This is a genomic window from Niallia circulans, from assembly GCF_003726095.1.
In the GTDB taxonomy this organism is placed as follows: domain Bacteria; phylum Bacillota; class Bacilli; order Bacillales; family Cytobacillaceae; genus Niallia; species Niallia circulans_A.
Window position 1 is genome coordinate 2,422,585 of record NZ_CP026031.1, and the last position, 17,796, is coordinate 2,440,380.

At 35.2% G+C, this 17,796-nt stretch carries 16 protein-coding genes; 4 read left to right on the plus strand and 12 right to left on the minus strand.

Translation table 11 applies throughout. The annotated features are described in order from the left end of the window. Positions 1-149: 149 nt before the first annotated feature. Entirely contained in the window at positions 150-1,226 is a 1,077-nt protein-coding gene (locus C2I06_RS11745) for a bifunctional 3-deoxy-7-phosphoheptulonate synthase/chorismate mutase (protein ID WP_095332451.1), read from the minus strand. Between the two features lie 277 nt (positions 1,227-1,503). Between C2I06_RS11745 and pilM the strand changes: the two genes are divergently transcribed. Next, positions 1,504-3,678: a cell division protein FtsA gene (gene pilM / locus C2I06_RS11750; protein ID WP_123258089.1), complete on the plus strand. Its 2,175-nt coding sequence runs from the start codon at positions 1,504-1,506 to the stop codon at positions 3,676-3,678. A 60-nt stretch (positions 3,679-3,738) separates the two neighbouring features. Here pilM and ytxJ read toward each other — a convergent pair whose 3' ends face one another. The 3 genes from ytxJ to C2I06_RS11765 form a co-directional block, all read right to left on the minus strand. Next, entirely contained in the window at positions 3,739-4,071 is a 333-nt protein-coding gene (gene ytxJ / locus C2I06_RS11755) for a bacillithiol system redox-active protein YtxJ (RefSeq protein ID WP_095332433.1), read from the minus strand. Positions 4,072-4,239: 168 nt separating this feature from the next. Beyond that, entirely contained in the window at positions 4,240-4,707 is a 468-nt protein-coding gene (locus C2I06_RS11760; RefSeq protein WP_095332435.1) for a YtxH domain-containing protein, read from the minus strand. Positions 4,708-4,722: 15 nt separating this feature from the next. Then, a complete protein-coding gene (locus tag C2I06_RS11765) occupies positions 4,723-5,166 on the minus strand; it encodes a DUF948 domain-containing protein (protein WP_095332437.1) in 444 nt (147 codons plus the stop codon). Between the two features lie 240 nt (positions 5,167-5,406). On the opposite strand from C2I06_RS11765, the gene C2I06_RS11770 reads away from it, so the two are divergent. After that, positions 5,407-6,522, plus strand: a complete 1,116-nt coding sequence (locus C2I06_RS11770) for an aminopeptidase (RefSeq protein WP_095332439.1) — start codon at positions 5,407-5,409, stop codon at positions 6,520-6,522. A 49-nt stretch (positions 6,523-6,571) separates the two neighbouring features. Here C2I06_RS11770 and murC read toward each other — a convergent pair whose 3' ends face one another. From murC to C2I06_RS11800, 6 genes are all read right to left on the minus strand, one after another. Next, entirely contained in the window at positions 6,572-7,870 is a 1,299-nt protein-coding gene (gene murC / locus C2I06_RS11775) for a UDP-N-acetylmuramate--L-alanine ligase (RefSeq protein ID WP_095332441.1), read from the minus strand. A gap of 258 nt (positions 7,871-8,128) precedes the next feature. After that, positions 8,129-10,801, minus strand: a complete 2,673-nt coding sequence (locus C2I06_RS11780; RefSeq protein ID WP_123258090.1) for a DNA translocase FtsK — start codon at positions 10,799-10,801, stop codon at positions 8,129-8,131. A gap of 402 nt (positions 10,802-11,203) precedes the next feature. Further along, on the minus strand, positions 11,204-12,004 hold the full coding sequence (locus C2I06_RS11785) for a DUF1444 domain-containing protein (protein ID WP_095332453.1): 801 nt from the start codon (positions 12,002-12,004) through the stop codon (positions 11,204-11,206). Positions 12,005-12,328: 324 nt separating this feature from the next. Next, on the minus strand, positions 12,329-12,643 hold the full coding sequence (locus C2I06_RS11790) for a thioredoxin family protein (RefSeq protein WP_095332445.1): 315 nt from the start codon (positions 12,641-12,643) through the stop codon (positions 12,329-12,331). Between the two features lie 146 nt (positions 12,644-12,789). Then, positions 12,790-13,302: a DUF84 family protein gene (locus C2I06_RS11795; RefSeq protein WP_123258091.1), complete on the minus strand. Its 513-nt coding sequence runs from the start codon at positions 13,300-13,302 to the stop codon at positions 12,790-12,792. A gap of 577 nt (positions 13,303-13,879) precedes the next feature. After that, positions 13,880-14,953: a M42 family metallopeptidase gene (locus C2I06_RS11800; RefSeq protein WP_095332455.1), complete on the minus strand. Its 1,074-nt coding sequence runs from the start codon at positions 14,951-14,953 to the stop codon at positions 13,880-13,882. Positions 14,954-15,211: 258 nt separating this feature from the next. Between C2I06_RS11800 and C2I06_RS11805 the strand changes: the two genes are divergently transcribed. Beyond that, positions 15,212-15,526 carry a PepSY domain-containing protein gene (locus C2I06_RS11805; RefSeq protein ID WP_095332457.1) on the plus strand — a complete coding sequence of 105 codons (315 nt, stop codon included), beginning with the start codon at positions 15,212-15,214 and terminating at the stop codon, positions 15,524-15,526. Between the two features lie 141 nt (positions 15,527-15,667). Here the strand turns inward: C2I06_RS11805 and trmB are convergent, their stop codons facing one another. After that, positions 15,668-16,306: a tRNA (guanosine(46)-N7)-methyltransferase TrmB gene (gene trmB, locus C2I06_RS11810; RefSeq protein WP_047944502.1), complete on the minus strand. Its 639-nt coding sequence runs from the start codon at positions 16,304-16,306 to the stop codon at positions 15,668-15,670. A 228-nt stretch (positions 16,307-16,534) separates the two neighbouring features. Between trmB and C2I06_RS11815 the strand changes: the two genes are divergently transcribed. After that, on the plus strand, positions 16,535-16,813 hold the full coding sequence (locus tag C2I06_RS11815) for a YtzH-like family protein (RefSeq protein WP_047944503.1): 279 nt from the start codon (positions 16,535-16,537) through the stop codon (positions 16,811-16,813). A 15-nt stretch (positions 16,814-16,828) separates the two neighbouring features. Here the strand turns inward: C2I06_RS11815 and C2I06_RS11820 are convergent, their stop codons facing one another. Continuing rightward, positions 16,829-17,602, minus strand: coding sequence for a phosphotransferase family protein (locus C2I06_RS11820; protein WP_123258092.1), 774 nt, complete (start codon positions 17,600-17,602; stop codon positions 16,829-16,831). Between the last annotated feature and the right edge of the window lie 194 nt (positions 17,603-17,796).

A 17,796-nucleotide genomic window follows, 5' to 3' on the forward strand; every position in this document is an offset into this window, starting at 1 on the left:
AAATTTTTTTATTAAGCATTCTTCCATTCAGTTTACCATAAAATGAGGAAAAATATAAATGAATTTGTCATACTATCAAATTCATTATAAAAAAATAAAAAACCTCGTAATTATTTCTAAACAATTACGAGGTAATGATAATCATATTTTTATGCATTTACATATGGTGTAGCTTGTAACGCACGGTAAAATTCATCGAATTGGTCAATATCCATTTGCTGTGCTGAATCAGACAATGCGACAGCAGGATCTGGATGAACTTCTGCCATTACTCCATCTGCCCCAATAGCTAAAGCTGCTTTCGCACAAGGTAATAATAAATCCTTTCTGCCAGTTGAATGTGTTACATCAACAAAGACAGGAAGATGTGTTTCTTGTTTTAAAATTGGAACAGCAGAAATATCTAATGTATTTCTTGTTGCCCGTTCATACGTACGAATACCACGTTCACAGAGGATAATCTGATCATTTCCTTGTGACATTATATATTCTGCAGCATTGATGAACTCTTCAATCGTTGCTGCTAAACCACGTTTTAATAGAATTGGTTTTTTTACACTTCCAGCAGCTTTTAACAGCTCAAAGTTTTGCATATTACGAGCACCAATTTGAATAACATCAATATAATCTAACGCTGTTTCAATGTGTTCCGTACTAACAATTTCACTAATTACTGCTAAATCGTATTCATCTGCCACTCTTTTTAAGATTTTCAAACCTTCTACACCAAGTCCTTGGAAATCATATGGAGATGTTCTTGGCTTAAATGCGCCACCACGAAGAAGCTTTAATCCTTTAGCTTGTACGGACGCTGCCACTTGAGCAACTTGTTCATATGATTCTACTGAACATGGCCCAAACACAAATTTAGGTGTACCGTCACCAATTTTTGTTCCTTTTATATCAACAATAGTATCCTCTGCTTTTTTCTTACGAGATACTAATAACGCTTTACTGTCATCTTCTTGTTGTAATTGTAAGCCCATTTTGAAAATTTGCTTAAACAAATGAGAAATTGTCCCATTATCAAATGGCCCATCATTTTTATTTAAGATATGATCAAGCATTTTTCTTTCGCGAACAGGATCATATCGATGTGCACCGTGGGTAACTTTTGTTTGGGCAATTTTTTGCACAAGGCTTGCCCGCTCATTAATTTTTTCTAAAATTTCTAAATTTAATTCATCCACTCGATTACGTAATTCTTCTAATTCCTTATTACTCACAATCACTCATCCCTTCATTAAAAGCACAAATCCATGTAATTTCCTTTACACTATTTGCTTAGATTCTTTATACAAATGCAAAAATATGTTACATTTCTCTTAATTGGGTTAATTATAAATCATATTTATCCCATTGTCACTAATTTTATTTAATGCTTAAACGCTTTTAAGTGCTAAAGTGTCAATTTTTTATAAAGAAGTTAGATAATTGGTTCACTATAATCTATTTTAATTTATATTTTATAAACAATCTTTAAATAAAAAGAAGGTGTTTTCTATGCAAAAACATGAAAAACTATTTGCATTAGATATTGGTACTCGATCAGTTGTCGGAATTATCTTAGAAAAAAAAGAGGATAATTATCATGTAGCTGATTTATTATCCATCGAACATACAGAAAGAGCAATGTTGGATGGTCAAATACATGATGTGTTAGCTGTTTCCAAAATTATTAAAGAAATAAAAGATCAGTTAGAAATCAAACATGGACCTTTAGAAAGAGTGAGTGTTGCAGCTGCTGGAAGAGCCTTAAAAACTGAACGGGCTGCTTATGAAATGAATATAGAAAGAAAGCCACTCATTACAAAAGAAGATATTTTACATATGGAGTTAACAGCTGTACAGCAGGCACAAAGCACTGTCGCAGAAAAAAATGAGCGAGATAAAAGTCAATTTTATTATTGTGTGGGCTATTCCGTCCTTCACTACTCTTTAGATGATCAAGCTATGGGTAGCTTAATTGATCAGCAAGGTTCAATAGCGAAGGTAGAAATTATCGCAACTTTCTTGCCTAAAGTAGTAGTTGAATCATTAATCGCTGCCTTGCATCGAGCAAATTTAGAAATGCAGGCATTGACGTTAGAGCCCATTGCTGCCATTAATGTCCTTATTCCTCCATCGATGAGAAGATTAAATGTAGCTTTAGTAGACATTGGAGCAGGAACATCAGATATAGCTATCACCGATATTGGAACCGTCATTGCCTATGGAATGGTACCTGTCGCTGGAGATGAAATAACAGAAGCAATCAGCGATGCGTATTTATTGGACTTTCCATTAGCCGAAAAGGCAAAAAGAGAATTATCTCAAAAAGATCAGATTTCTATTTCGGATATTCTTGGCTTTACAACAGAATTGCATAAGGAAGAAGTAATTAAGGAAATTGAACCAGCTTTAGATAAATTAGCAGATACGATTTGCCGGGAGATTCTTTCATTAAACAATCATAAATCCCCTAAAGCTGTAATGCTTGTTGGTGGTGGAAGCCAAACGCCAGCTTTACAACAAAAAATGGCGGAAATGCTTAATCTGCCTTCTAACCGGGTTGCCATTAGAGGCATTGATGCCATTACTCACCTTACATTTGAGGAAAATTTCCATTTAGGGCCCGAGCTTGTTACACCAGTCGGAATTGCTATCGCTGCTGAAAAATCGCCAGTCCAATACAAAACAGTTTATATAAATGAGCAGCCTGTAAGACTGTTTGAGGTAAATAAATTGACCGTTGGGGATTGTATTTTAGCCTCTGGCATTCGAATGAACCAATTATACGGAAAGCCAGGTAATGCAATGATTGTTACAATCAATAATCAAAAAATTACCATACCAGGAAGTCATGGTGAAGGACCCACTATTTTAAGAAAAGATGTCCCTTGCTCTTTAGAAGATACAGTAGAAGATGGCGAAACATTAACGGTTTATCGTGGCAGGGATGGAGAACAAGCCATCGTTCAAATAAAGGACTTACTAGATGCTGAATCTGACAAAGAAATAAAGATCAATAATAAAAGCTATACGCTTCATACCAAAATTCTTTGCAATGGCAACCCTGTTTCCCCTGAGCATCTGATTGCTGACAAAGATATCATTGAATATAAAGCAGACACTACTATTCAAGAAGCATTAGAAGGGCTCCATTTAACGAATTTAATAGCGGAGTTAAGACCTTTCCAACTGTTGATTAACGGCAAAGAGACTGTCCTTCCTGCTTTCTCTGGGAAGGTTGTTAAAAATGGTCTTCCTTGCCGATTAAACCAATTGCTTAGTCACAAGGATGAAGTTATCTTGGAAAAAAGAAAAACACCAACTGTTCAAGAATTAGCAGAAAGAAAACAAATTTTAATGTATCAAGTACTTCCAGTTTATTTTAATGACAAAAAGATTACACTTACAAAGCAGCTAGCACAAATACAAAGAAGAGGACAACTCCTCCAAATGGAAGATCTCTTATTCAGTGGGGATGATATTCGTATCGAGCAGAAACCATTTGAAGGCTTTTTATTTCAGGACTTATTTGCGTTTGTTGATATCAATATGCCACAAAGTGGCGGAGGATCTTTTCAGCTATTGCGTAACGGCGAACAAGCTACGTTTTTGACCCCTATAAAAAAAGGGGATAAATTATCGATTGTTTGGCCAGCTAAAACGAAAAGCCCTTCTATGAATAATTAATTGTTTACCCAAAAAGGAATTCAGAATGCACTCCTTCTGAATTCCTTTTTTATCGAATCTTTATAACTTATTTTCTTCGCTAGCTTTTTGTAAAGAAGCTGCAGTAATCTGTCCATGGGATGCATGCCAAACAATATTATTATGAACAAAAAGCAATGCTTGTGGTGATTCATGTCTTACTTCGTATTTTTCAGCAATATAATTAGAAACATCTCGTGCATCTTGCACAGTTAAATAATAAGTATCTACTGCATTATTTCCGCTTGCATATTGCTTATATTCATCGAAAGCTCTCGCACTAATTGGACATGTTACACTATGTTTAACTAACCAAAAAGCATCTTTGTTCTGAACTAACTCTTCGATCTTTTCGATAGTCTTTATTATTTCCATACCTAAAAATCACCCTTTATCTATTTGTTTATCCCATGACATATAAAAAAACAGTCTATATACCTTTTCTTTCTTGCATTGTTCTAAAAGATTTGGTTCTCATTGAATGCAGAAAGCAATGTGTATATAGACTGTATACTTTATCTCGCTTTTATACAAAAATAATGTTTAATGGTTATATTTACTTTCTGTTTCATCAAATGCACGTTTTGTTTCTTCTAACTTTTGCTGAATTTCATCAAACTCAGCATTTTTTAAGCTTGAGCTTAAATCAGATGCTTCTTCTTTTAGCTCATCAAAACGGGCTGACATATTTTCTTGCCCTTTTGTTTTTTTTACTTTATCCATAATTTCAGCAGATGTTTTGGTAACAGCATTACTAAGTTGATCTGTTTTATCTTTAGCAATAGAAATAAACTCTGAGCCTTTTTCTTTGACCGTATCAGTTAACTCAATCCCTTTTTCCTTGAGTATGCCAGCTTGTCCGTTTAAATCATGAAGCAGTTCTCTTCCAGGCTTTGGCGCAAGAAATAAAGCAGTTGCTGCTCCGACAACCCCACCTACTAGAGCACCTAATAGAAAATCCTTTGAACTTGAGCTTTCATTTGCATGAATTATTTCTTGTTCTCGCTTCATCTTAACATCCTCCTTTTAATTACTTCTTACTCGTGTTCGGTTTTGTTCAGCCTTCTTAGCTCTCCATTGATCTCTAATATTCATAAACACCTTGCTGTATTGAACAATTTGAGCTATTTTATCTTGATTTTTTACAAGGGTGTTTTCTACATTATTGGTAATCGTTTGTACCGATTGATTAAACCCTTGTACACTCGTACCAACATCTTTTACTGCGTCAACCACAGAATTTAAACTTTCAGATTTTTGTTGAATATCTGCAGCTAAATCATTCGTTTTTTGCAATAAAATAGTTGTTTCTCTTGTGACGCCATCCAGTTGCCTTTCTAACCCGACAAGTGTTTTAGAAACACTATCCAGTGTAGTATGTAAGGACTTCAATGTTCTCGCAACATAAATGACAAGAACCGTAAACGCAATAGCTATTAAAGCTACACTTAAGTATAAAAGATTTATCATATTTATCGCACCTCCACTTTATTGGTCTTTTCCCAGATTCGCGTTTGCTAAAACCTTAGTTTTATTATAATTGGAAAAACTTTCAGAAACAAATGATTCTTTAGCAAGAGTAACTATACAATCGAAGCAAATAATCTTTCTTCCTTATTTTTTCTATTTTGAGTTTTTTTATTTAAGGAAAAAATATTTTCGGGTACAATAAGATAGTTATCACATTTTTTTAATATTTTGGAGGTACATATGAAGGATCCACGAATTGATCAACTAGCAAAAAACTTAATTAATTATTCCATTCGCTTACAAAAAGGCGAAAAAGTTCTTATTGAAAACTTTGGACTTCAAAAGGAACTTGTAAAAGCGCTTGTGCGTGAAGCATATGCAGCTGGTGGTTATCCTTTTGTTTCACTGAAAGATAATGATATTAATCGCTCCTTGCTTTTAGGCGCTCAAACAGAACAATATGAAATGATGGCCCAATTCGAAGCAAATGTCATGAGTAATATGGATGCATACATCGGGCTTCGAGCTGGTGATAACATTAATGAGCTTGCAGACGTTCCTGCAGAACAAATGAAGATTGAAGGTGCAACCATTGGCAAAAAGGTACATAGAGAAATTCGTGTACCAAACACAAAATGGGTAGTTCTTCGTTATCCAAGCCCATCCATGGCACAGCTTGCGAGAATGAGCACCGATGCATTTGAAGATTTTTATTTCAACGTGTGCAACCTAGATTATGGAAAAATGGATAAAGCAATGGATAATCTTGTAGAATTAATGAATCGTACCGACAAAGTTCGCTTAACTGGTCCTGGCACTGACTTAACTTTCTCTATTAAAGATATTCCGTCCATCAAATGCTCTGGTCAAATGAATATTCCTGACGGCGAGGTTTATACGGCACCTGTACGTGATTCTATCAATGGTGTACTAACCTATAATACACCTTCCCCTTATCAAGGATTCACTTTTGAAAATGTCAGCCTGAAGTTTGAAAATGGAAAAATTATCGAAGCAACATCTAATGACTCCGAAAGATTAAATAAAATTTTGGATACAGATGAAGGCGCTCGTTATATTGGCGAATTCGCTATTGGAGTAAATCCATATATTCTTCATCCAATGCAAGATATCTTATTCGATGAAAAAATCGATGGAAGCTTCCACTTTACACCTGGCCAAGCCTATGATGATGCTTATAACGGCAATGATTCCAATATCCACTGGGATATGGTAAATATTCAACGTCCTGATTATGGTGGTGGGGAAATCTACTTTGATGATGTACTTATAAGAAAAGATGGTAAGTTTGTTATTCCAGAATTAGAAGTATTAAATCCAGAAAATTTAAAGTAACCTATGAAAAAGGGGATCAGAATTTTTAAATTCTGATCCCCTTTTATTATTAGCCTAATGTTTTTTCATAAGCACTTTGATATTTTTGAATATCTCCTGCGCCCATAAACAAGATTACACTATTATCATGTTCTTTCAGAGAAGAAACTGTCTCTTCTGAAATAATTTTGCTTCCAGGTACCTTATCAGCTAAATCTGTAATACTTAGCTTTCCATGATTCTCACGGGCGGAACCAAATATATCACATAGATAAGTAGAATCTGCTAAATTTAAACTATCAGCAAATTCTTGAAGAAATGCTTGAGTACGAGAGAATGTATGTGGCTGGAATACAGCAACAATTTCTCTATCTGGATACTTTTGGCGAGCGGCTTCCACCGTTGCTTTTATTTCCGTAGGATGGTGAGCATAATCATCGATAATAACCTGTGTACCAATTGTCTTTTCTGTAAATCTTCGTTTTACACCTTCAAATGTCATTAAGCGCTCTTTAACGATTTCCGCATCTAGTTCCTCATAATGACTAAGCGTAATAACAGCTAAAGCATTTAAGATATTATGGTCCCCAAATGTCGGAATGGAGAAGGTATTGTAATACGTATTACGTACATAAACTTCAAAAGTTGTACCTTCAGTTGTTTTCTCCACATTTCTCGCTTGGAAATCATTTTCATCTCCAAATCCATAAAATACAACTGGTACTTTTGCTTGAATTTTTTGTAAATGTTCGTCATCCCCACAAGCAAAAATTCCTTTTTTTACTTGCCATGCCATCTCTTGAAAGGCAGAAAAAACATCATCCACATTGGCAAAATAATCTGGATGATCAAAATCAATATTGGTCATCAATGCATAATCAGGGAAATAGGATAAGAAATGTCTTCGATATTCACATGCTTCAAAAGCAAAATATTCTGCTCCAGTTACCCCTTTCCCTGTACCATCACCAATTAAATACGCTGTCGGCTTTGCCCCCTTCATTACATGGGAAAGCAAACCAGTTGTTGATGTCTTTCCATGTGCTCCAGTTACAGCTATACTTGTAAATTGCTTCATAAAATCTCCTAGGAAACGATGGTATCGAATCACTGGAAGACCCAGTTTTACTGCTTCTTCAACTTCCTCATGTGTATCTGGAAATGCATTTCCTACAATAACATTCATTCCTGGTTGAATATTTTCACGTTGAAAAGGAAGAATTTTTATTCCAGCTTGTTCTAAAGCAATCTGAGTGAAAAATCTTTTATCCACATCAGAGCCTTGTACCTCAAAACCCATATCATGTAAAATTTGTGCTAATGCACTCATACCCGACCCTTTTATACCTACGAAGTGGTAAATAGTCATATAAAGAACCTCCAACTACGCATATCTTTTAACAGTATATGATATCCTCATTCAATTTGCTCATTGCATTTATGTATGCAACTTTGTTCACTTTATTTTTCTCATTCAACTAATTAATCATGTTTCGATAATATACTAACTTTTTTTTCCTTTTTTTATTTCACATTTATACATTATACCATCTTTCATGATGAAAAACTATGGAACAGTATAATTCCAATGTATGGCAGCAGTTTACGAAGTAATCCTTTTTCCTACTTATTCATTTTCCTGTAATAACAGCAATTCATTTTCTGTTATTAATACGTCTCTAGGCTTTGTGCCTCTCGCTTCTGATATAAACCCCTGCTTTTCCATCATATCAATTAATCTCGCTGCTCGGTTATATCCTATCTTGAAATTCCTTTGCAGACTAGATGTAGACGCTCCACCTTGTTCAATAATAAATTCACAAGCTTCATAAAATAACTCATCTTCTTCTTCAGACATTTGAACTTTTTTTAACAGCTCTTCTTGTTCAAATAAATATTCTGGTTTTCTTTCTTTCCTAACATGTGCCACTACCTGATCAATTTCTTCATCTGATACAAATGTACCTTGCAATCGAACGGGCTTTGATGTTCCATTTTCTAAAAATAGCATATCCCCTTTACCCAAAAGCTTCTCGGCACCACTAATATCAATGACGGTACGTGAATCAATTTGAGAGGAAACAGAAAACGCAATTCGTGTTGGAACATTTGCCTTAATCAATCCCGTAATAACATCAACTGATGGTCTTTGTGTAGCAATTAATAGGTGAATCCCACACGCTCTTGCTTTTTGAGCTATTCTACTAATCGCTTCTTCTACATCCGCAGGTGCCATCATCATTAAATCGGCTAACTCATCAATTACGATCACTAAATATGGTAATTTCTCACTATATCTTTTATGTTCTTCCGCTAATTGATTATATTTTGTAATATCTCTAACACCAGCATGTGCTAATAGCTCATACCTTCTTTCCATCTCTTCGACAGCCCATTTTAGTGCAGCAGTTGCCGTCTTTACATCTGTAATAACAGGACTTGCTAAATGGGGAACATAATTATATGGCGCTAATTCAACCATTTTAGGATCTACTAATAATAGCTTTAATTCCTCTGGCTTTGCTTTGTATAGTAAGCTCACAAGCATTGTATTAATACATACACTTTTTCCAGATCCGGTTGCTCCAGCTATTAATCCATGTGGCATTTTGCGTAAATCTGTAACGATTGGTTTTCCTGAAATATCCAAACCCATTGCTACCGTCAAAGGAGATGTTGAACTTTTAAATTCTTCACTCTCCAAAATCTCTCTTATAAGTACAGGGCGACTTTTTTGGTTTGGAACTTCAATTCCTACTGTATGCTTTCCAGGAATCGGCGCCTCAATTCTGATATCCTTTGCAGCCAAACTTAATTTTAAGTCATCAGAAAGATTGGTAATTTTGCTAACCTTTACTCCTGGTTCTGGTTGTACCTCATAGCGTGTTACAGAAGGTCCTTGTGTAACATTTACCACCTTTGCATGAACATTAAAATTGGTAAATGTATCATTTAACAGCATAGTCTGCTCTTCAATCCATCCATCCTTTTCTATTTGCAAAATAGGTGGATTCAATAAATTTTCTTCGGGAAAAACGTAATAAGGTAAGTCATTTTGTTCCTCATCTTCTTTTTCTATCATAGACGGAACTACAACTTCTGCCTTCGACTGTGACTCTGGCTCCTCATATATTTTTTTCTCGACTTTTTGATTTGCCAATCGTTTTCTGTCTTTATTTAGCATCAACACATTAAATGGTAAAGGACCTTTACGGGAAGATGTCTTCTTCTCCTCTATTTTCCCCTGGGAAACTTCTTCCTTCTTTTCTTCTACTATTGCTTCATCATTTTCCTGATAAGCTTCTTCTACTACTTCCACTTCTTCAAACTTTAACAATAATTGATCATCATTAAGTTCTTGAACGTCTATTAAACTTTCTTCCTGCTCATTTACTTCCATTTCTGCTTCGCTGGCAAAAATGCTTAGAGAAGCAATATTCTCTACCTCTAGTGCACTATCAGCTTTAGAACTTATTTCTTCATGAAAATATTCCTCAGCTTTTATAGAAAGAGATGAATCTTGCTCCATTATACTGTCCACTGTTACCGTTTCTTGCGCAACAGCTGTCTCAGCCTTATGCAGTTCAACTGTCTCCTCATTAGCATGTTGTTGTCCAGATTCTTGCGGTTCTAGCGACTCTATGTTACTTTCCGCTTCTTGAAGTTCAGGTGACTCTACAACTCTTTCTGCTTCTTGCAGTTCTGCCGCCTCTAAATTCCTCTTCGCTTCTTGTGATTCAGCTAGCTCATCATTCATTCCAGCAAATGTTAGTAGTTCTTCATTTACTCTTATTTCCTTTTGTTCTTTCTGGTTACTGTTCGCTTCTTTCGAAATTCCAACTTTTTTTTCTATTATTGGTCGCGATTCCGTTGTCCTTGTCTCTTTCCTTTCTGGACGATTATATCCATATATCGGAGAAACAACTTCTGTAGGTTTGAAAGGACGATTAGTACTATATGTATTGGATACTTTGTCTTCCTTCTGGTCACTTTTCGTCTGTTCTACATATGGAGGTTTATATGGTTGATCGTTTTCACGCCTATTTTCATGGAAGGCTTGCCTAGGTTCTCTTCTCTTCCTTCTATCCGTCTCTTTCTTATCATCTTTCTCTTCATCTGGAATTAGCGGAAAGCGAAAGTTCCCTTTCGGATATTGATAAATAATCTTTGAATCTATTTCTTTCTTCCATGCCGTAGACTCCATTTTCGGTTGCTGTTCTACTTCAACCGATTCTTCAACTTGGTTCAGCTCCTCTTCTTCACTAGCAAACTGTTTAAATACTTTTTTGAACCAATTCACACGTAATCACTCTTTCTTTCCAATCTCATTACTATTTTAACAGTTATGTTCAGAATTGGGAGCACTATTTTTAACAACTCTCCCTTTCCCTCTTTAGCAGAAAGTTAAACAAAGATAAATTTTCCTCTTTGTTCTTTTTTATTGCCAACACTCCAACAACTCTGGTTCTATAACTAGACTAGATACATTTATCATAGCAATTAAAAAAGAGACACCTTTTGAAAGTTTGTATATCCTAATTGCCTCTTTCATTAAGTCTCTCTTTTTAATTAGGTTAAAACAGGGAACTTATAGAAACATTCTAGCTTTTCCATCCATATAATTGTTATTTTAGTATAAAAATATTTCAATTAGATGTCATTCAAAAGTAAATTATAAATCGATTTGATTACATTGTCCCTATTATCTTTCTCTTTTTTTATTTTTGCCTAAAATAAATATAGGTTCTAATTCGCCATCCTCATATAGGAAAGATAGTGCTGTAATGGGAACTCTTCCGCTTGCAAAGAAACTCATCGTCATTTGAGCTAAGATATCGTATCCTGTTTCATTTCGAATATCACCAATAATTAGTACATCTTGATGGGGAACAGCTACCGTCATTGTGCCTTCACGCTGCTCATACATATCCTTTAAAAAGGCATCATTTAATATTCGACTTGCATCATAGCCATCATTGCTGTTTAAAAAATAAAAAACATTACCAGCAACACTATCTGCTTTTACATTTGTGGATAAAGACCTAACATTAAAAAGAGCCATTTCCTTAATCGAAGTGGCAGACCAATTTTCTTTTTCCATCAATTTCTCATCAATGAGGCGATAGGTATTCCCCATATCCAAAGCATAATAAATTCTAGTTTCTGCCGTATGCTCATCTGTTATAAAGGGAATTTCCTCATTTGATTGTTGAGGAAAAGAAGTGGAACGAATCACAGGAAATATTTTTTTCTCTTTTCCTTCTATTTCTCCATCTTTTTCGATTGCTCCTAAGCCCTGTTCAATATAATAAACAATCTCGTCGACTGCTTTTTCTTTTTTTGTTTCCCATTTTGCAATTATTTCAGGCAAGGAAACGGTAACTCCCTTTCCTGTTGCTTTACTCTCTATTCGTACTTGATCTTTTTTACTATCAAATGAAAAAGTTCGATCCTCATTACTTATTCGTTGGATAAGCATATCCTTCATTTTTTTACTTGTCATTTTCATGCTTGTTTCACTTCCGTCCTCTTCAATTTCTTCCTATTTATTATACTCTAAATGATTCGATAATCATCTTTTTAATAGGCAGTTTTTTCTTGTAATCAATGGAAAAAGGTTATCTCCGCTTAAAATATAGCAGTGAACTCCGTCCTTTTCCAAGCTACATTTTATATAGGAGACAACCTTTTATAAGACAAACACTTTTTTACTATTACAGCAAATAAAGAACAAACTCGCTACTGATGCTTTGTAGACTTAATAAGCCTCCACGGTCTTGTTCCGTGTTGAGAATAAGCTAAATCATTCTCTCACTTATTATTTTCTTTATAAAGATTCAATAAATTTTTCAATTTCTTCCTGTGTTTTTCGATCTTTGCTTACAAATCTACCAAGTTCTTTCCCGCCTTCAAAAGCGATAAAGCTTGGAATACCAAATACATCTAGCTCTATACAAGTATCAATAAATTTATCGCGATCGATATGTATAAATGTATATTGATCATATTTCGCTTCAACTTCTGGCATAAATGGTTCGATAAAACGACAGTCTCCACACCATTCTGCTGAAAAAAGAAATATATGTTTCTCTGGACTATTTTTAAGCTCTGCAAATTCTTCTGCTGATTGTAAATGTTTCAATGTAAATGCCCCCTTCATAATATGTACCCTTTCATAAATAGTATCAGAATTATAGCTTCCTCACTACTAATATGCTTTCCTATTGCTTCATTTTTATCAAGCATTTTCTACTTAAATTGAGCTAATTTCTAAAGTCCCTCTAGCTCTTATTTTCTTTGATATTCCATTTGACCTAGAAGCAATTCAACAACATGTTCAAACATTGCTGTCCTATTAATCCTGCCGTTTGTGAAGATTCCTATAGCACCTTCTGTTGAGCGAACATTTTCTTTTTGGACATATTCATCCATAACCGGACCTAGTTCTCTTCCTGCAACTAGTTTTGTTTCAATTTCCTTTGGTAGCGGAATTCTTGCTCCACTAGCTATATAGGTGGTTCCATCCTTCCAAACAAGCGCTCCCCAATTAGTTAAAAAGAGAGTGTCATTTGTTCGGTGGACGCCTCCTTCCAAGCCAATCCCTATCTCGCCGGCCCCTTCCTGCAATGCAGCCTTCGCTCGGTTAACGGCCCCTTTGATCGTTTCCTCATCTGAAAATGGCTGTTCGCTTACCCCAGAGCTCACATTAAATGTAGCAAACTCTATAGCCGCATCTTTTTCTAAACAGTTTTTTACTGCTTTTACTTTTGCTTTATTATTGGTGCCAATACAAACTTTCACTTTGCTTCACTCCTAATATCATGACAAAATAGTTTATAAAAAGAGAGTGGGACATAAGCATTTCAACCAAATCTAACCCCGAACAATTATACGTACACACTAAAAAAAATTCGTATAATTGTTTGTGTTTTTTTATTATTTTAAGAAAAAAGGTATGTGGTAATCACCCGCAGCCTGAATACACTTCGCTTTCCATGGGGCGAGCGCCAAGCCTCCTCGTTCCTGCGGGGTCTTGGACTTTCTCGCAGCTCCCATAGGAGTCTCCGTGTATTCAGTCTGCTCCATTTATTTTCTTTTGAAAAAAACGTTGGAACGAAATACTCTTTAAAAACGGAGTGAAATGGAGTGGAAGACACTCAACTCCTGCGGGAAATAGAGCAAAGCCTAAGACCCCACAGGCTTGCCGAGGAGGCTTAGGTTGCTCCCCGCGGAAAGGGAGTGTCTGTAACGCAATGGAACGAATTGGATTCACCACTAAATTAGAGATTGTTCGTCTTTATCCATTATTTATTTTGCTTTGTCCCACCCTCTTTGATTAAATTTTTTATATGCATTATTTTAAAAATAGTTTTGGTTATTATTGATTTGCACGCAGTGTTTCGATGGTTGTATGATCCGTTGTTTTTACTAATTTAGTTACCAGTTCTTTTGCTGCCGCATAATCATCGATGTGGATAATAGAAGCACTTGTATGAATATAACGTGAGCATATGCCAATAACAGCGCTAGGTACACCATTGTTTGAAATATGAACCTGTCCCGCATCCGTTCCGCCTGGTGAAATAAAGTACTGGTAGGCAATATTATTAGATTCCGCTGTATCTAAAATAAATTCTCTCATCCCTTTATGCATAACCATCGTGGCATCATAAATGCGTAACAATGCTCCTTTTCCAAGCTGACCAAATTGATTTTTATCACCAGAGGCATCATTTGCAGGACTTGCGTCTAAAGCATAAAATACATCTGGCTTAATCATATTAGCTGCAGTTCTAGCTCCTCTAAGACCTACTTCCTCTTGCACAGTAGCCCCAGAATACAAGATATTCGGAATCTCCTCTCCTTGAAGATTCTTTAACAATTCAATCGCTAAACCACAACCATAACGATTATCCCAGGCCTTTGCCATAATTTTCTTTTCATTAGCCATTGGCGTAAATGGACAAATTGGCACAATCATTTGACCAGGCTTAATCCCAATTTTCAATGCATCTTCCTTATCATCCGCTCCGATATCGATCAGCATATTTTTTATATCCATTGGTTTACTTCTTAATGCTTCGTCCAATAGATGTGGAGGAATCGAACCGATTACCCCAGTAACAGGTCCTTTATTAGTTATAATCTGTACTCTTTGTGCTAAAAGGACCTGACTCCACCAGCCACCGATAGGCTGAAAACGAATCATTCCGTTATCCGTGATTGCAGTAACCATAAAACCAACTTCATCCATATGTCCGGCAACCATAACAGTTGGTCCATTTTCCGTTCCTCTTTTCACCCCAAAAATACTGCCAAGGTTATCTTGCACGATTTCATTTGTATAAAGACTTAATTGTTCTTTCATAAATTTTCGAACTTGGTGTTCATTTCCAGCTACTCCCGGAAGTTCCGTTAATGTTCGAAACATATCTAATGTCTGTTGTTCCATTCTAGTTAAACCCCTTTAATTACTATGTATTTTGATAATATATTTATTGTACCGAAATATCTAACTGCATACCACTACTTTCCTCTAACCAATTAGAAATTATCCACTTTAAAACTTAGAACCAGTACTCAGGCAGAAATCGGCTAATCATTTCTTCTATCATATAAATTAGTTATAATAACAATATCTACTTTTTTGTAGCTCGAAGTATTTAGCCTAATACAAAAAAATACGACACAAAACATAAGGAGTTCTATTATGAATTGGAAACATATCATAGGCGGTGTTGTGGCAGGACTAGCCGCAAGCTATATCGTGAAAGAAGTCATTGTTAAAAATAGTAGTCTTTCGGGTGACCAGGTCTTATCTTTAGCTAAAACTGCTTTTAAAGAAAAGGGACCGATTAACGGATCTTGGATAAATATGGAGAAGGAAATACTTCATACGCAAGCATCTTCCCTTACCGTTTATAGAGGTGGTATCACTCGCATGAACGGTGACACACAAGAAGTATATGAATTCATTTCAGATAGTGAGACAGGCAGGATTCTTGATGTTAATCAATTAACCTAACTGTATTTTAGCAGCTGGGACAAAGCAATTTTAAAAGAATAAAAAAAACCCAACCAATGATACGAAATATTTTTGAAATCTTCGTATCATTGGTTGGGTATATCTTGGCTGGAAAGGTTACGTCTCCAACCTCTTTTACTCTTATTTAAATTGCACTTCACAACGATAAATTCTATTTCCTCGATTGGAAAATTTCTCTTCATATTCAGTCATGATATTGCCCTCATAATCGCTATTATGCAAATCAAGGCTTACATATTTTAAAAGCATACCATATTCAGAAAAACTCTTAAGAGAGTATTCAAATAACCCTTGGTTATCTGTTTTAAAATGCACTTCCCCTTTATCAATGAGAACTGATTGATATGAATCCAAGAACGTTTTATACGTAAGTCTTCGTTTTTCGTGTCTTGTTTTTGGCCAAGGATCGGAAAAATTTAAATAAACTCGTGCAATTTCTCCTTTTTCAAAATAATCCTTAAGCTTTTCTGCATTTATATTCATTAACTTCAAGTTTGGTACTTCTGCTTCAATTAATCGATCTAACGCAGAAACAATGACACTTTCCTGAAGTTCTACGCCAATATAATTAATAGAAGGATTTGCTTTTGCCATTTCTGTGATAAATCTACCTTTTCCAGTACCAATCTCAATATGGATCGGCCCTTTTTGACTAAATGCCTGATCCCATTTCCCTTTCCAATCTTCCGGGGTTTGGATAACATATTGCGGATATGCACTTAATTTATCTTTCGCCCATGGTTTATGTCTTAATCGCATGTGGACACTCCTTATTAATAACTATCGTTTCAAACAATATCATGCATTATACATCGATGCAATACTCTTTTCTTGGCAATTGATTTTTTTGAAGGATAAATTTACATTAGGAACATTTGTATAAAGAAAAAAAGAATTCACAACCTATAAGTGAATTCCTTAACTGGTATTTGAAAAGAATGATTTTACTCTTTTCATACTAGAACCTATAGAAAGGGTGTTCTATGTATGCCTATAAACCATGAGCATCAACTAGCATTATTAGCCGATATTCTCAGTAATCAACAAACAGATTGCTGTGGATCTGTAGCAGAATGCGAACAGATCGAAAGATTGATTACTTCTTTAAGAACCAATGATCAAATTGATCAAAATATCCTTCCGATTTTAGAGGAAGTACACCTTTACAGCAAGCAAGGAGTCAATGCCTCCAATTTAGACAATCATATTCATTCACACCAAGACCAATTGTCGCAATGGGTAGATGGAATTAACAATTTATCTTAAAAGATAAATGGACGATTAATCAATGTCATGTAAAAATTGCATCCATTTTTGCATTTCGCTAAATCGGCCTTTTTTCTTATACCAACGTATGGAATTAATCGTTTGAGCAATAACATACCATTTCATTCTTAAGGATAAATGATCGGTAAGTTCATACCCATAAGTATGTAACCAATTTTTCCAATCTTCCTTTGGAATGTACCAATAAAGTAACATACCTAAATCAATGGCTGGATCTGCAATCATTGCACCATCCCAGTCAATTAAATACAACTGGTTGTCTTCAGAAAGCAGCCAGTTGTTATGATTTACATCACAATGACAAACGACATGCTCTGTTGTTTTGATAAACGGAAGATTATCCTCTAAAAATTGGATATATCGAATGATATCTTCGTTATCTTTTAATTCATCGTCTATTTCTGCTTTTATGACTGACAAAATCATTTCAGGATGAAAAGATGTTTTACCCAGTCTTTTGAGCATCTCTAATAAAGGCTTAGAGGTATGAATTTTTTTGAGTAACATGGTTACTCTTTCATCCGTCATATCCGAATGACTAAATTCTCTACCAATCAGCCATTGCTGGGCAGTAAAAACATCTCCGTTTTCAAATCTTTTTGTCCAAACAAGTTTTGGGACAATTCCTTCTGCTGACAGCACAGCTAAAAATGGAGAAGAATTTCGTTTTAAAAAAAGCTTCTGTCCATTATTTTGTGCAAAAAAGGCTTCGCCTGTTTCTCCACCTGCAGGAGTTATTTCCCAATCTTGCCCTAATAAATGTTCCAAAATTGTTCACCTACTATATATTATGCTCCAAAAAAAAGATGAGAAATTCCTGTTTGAGTCTTTTTTGTCCTAAATTTGTAGGAAGAACAAACAAAAATGGTTATTAGCTATTCATCAATTATAGTAAATTATACTCATCGTACAGCTATCAATCTTTAACTAGCACATATGTGCCTAAAATTTAATGAGATAAA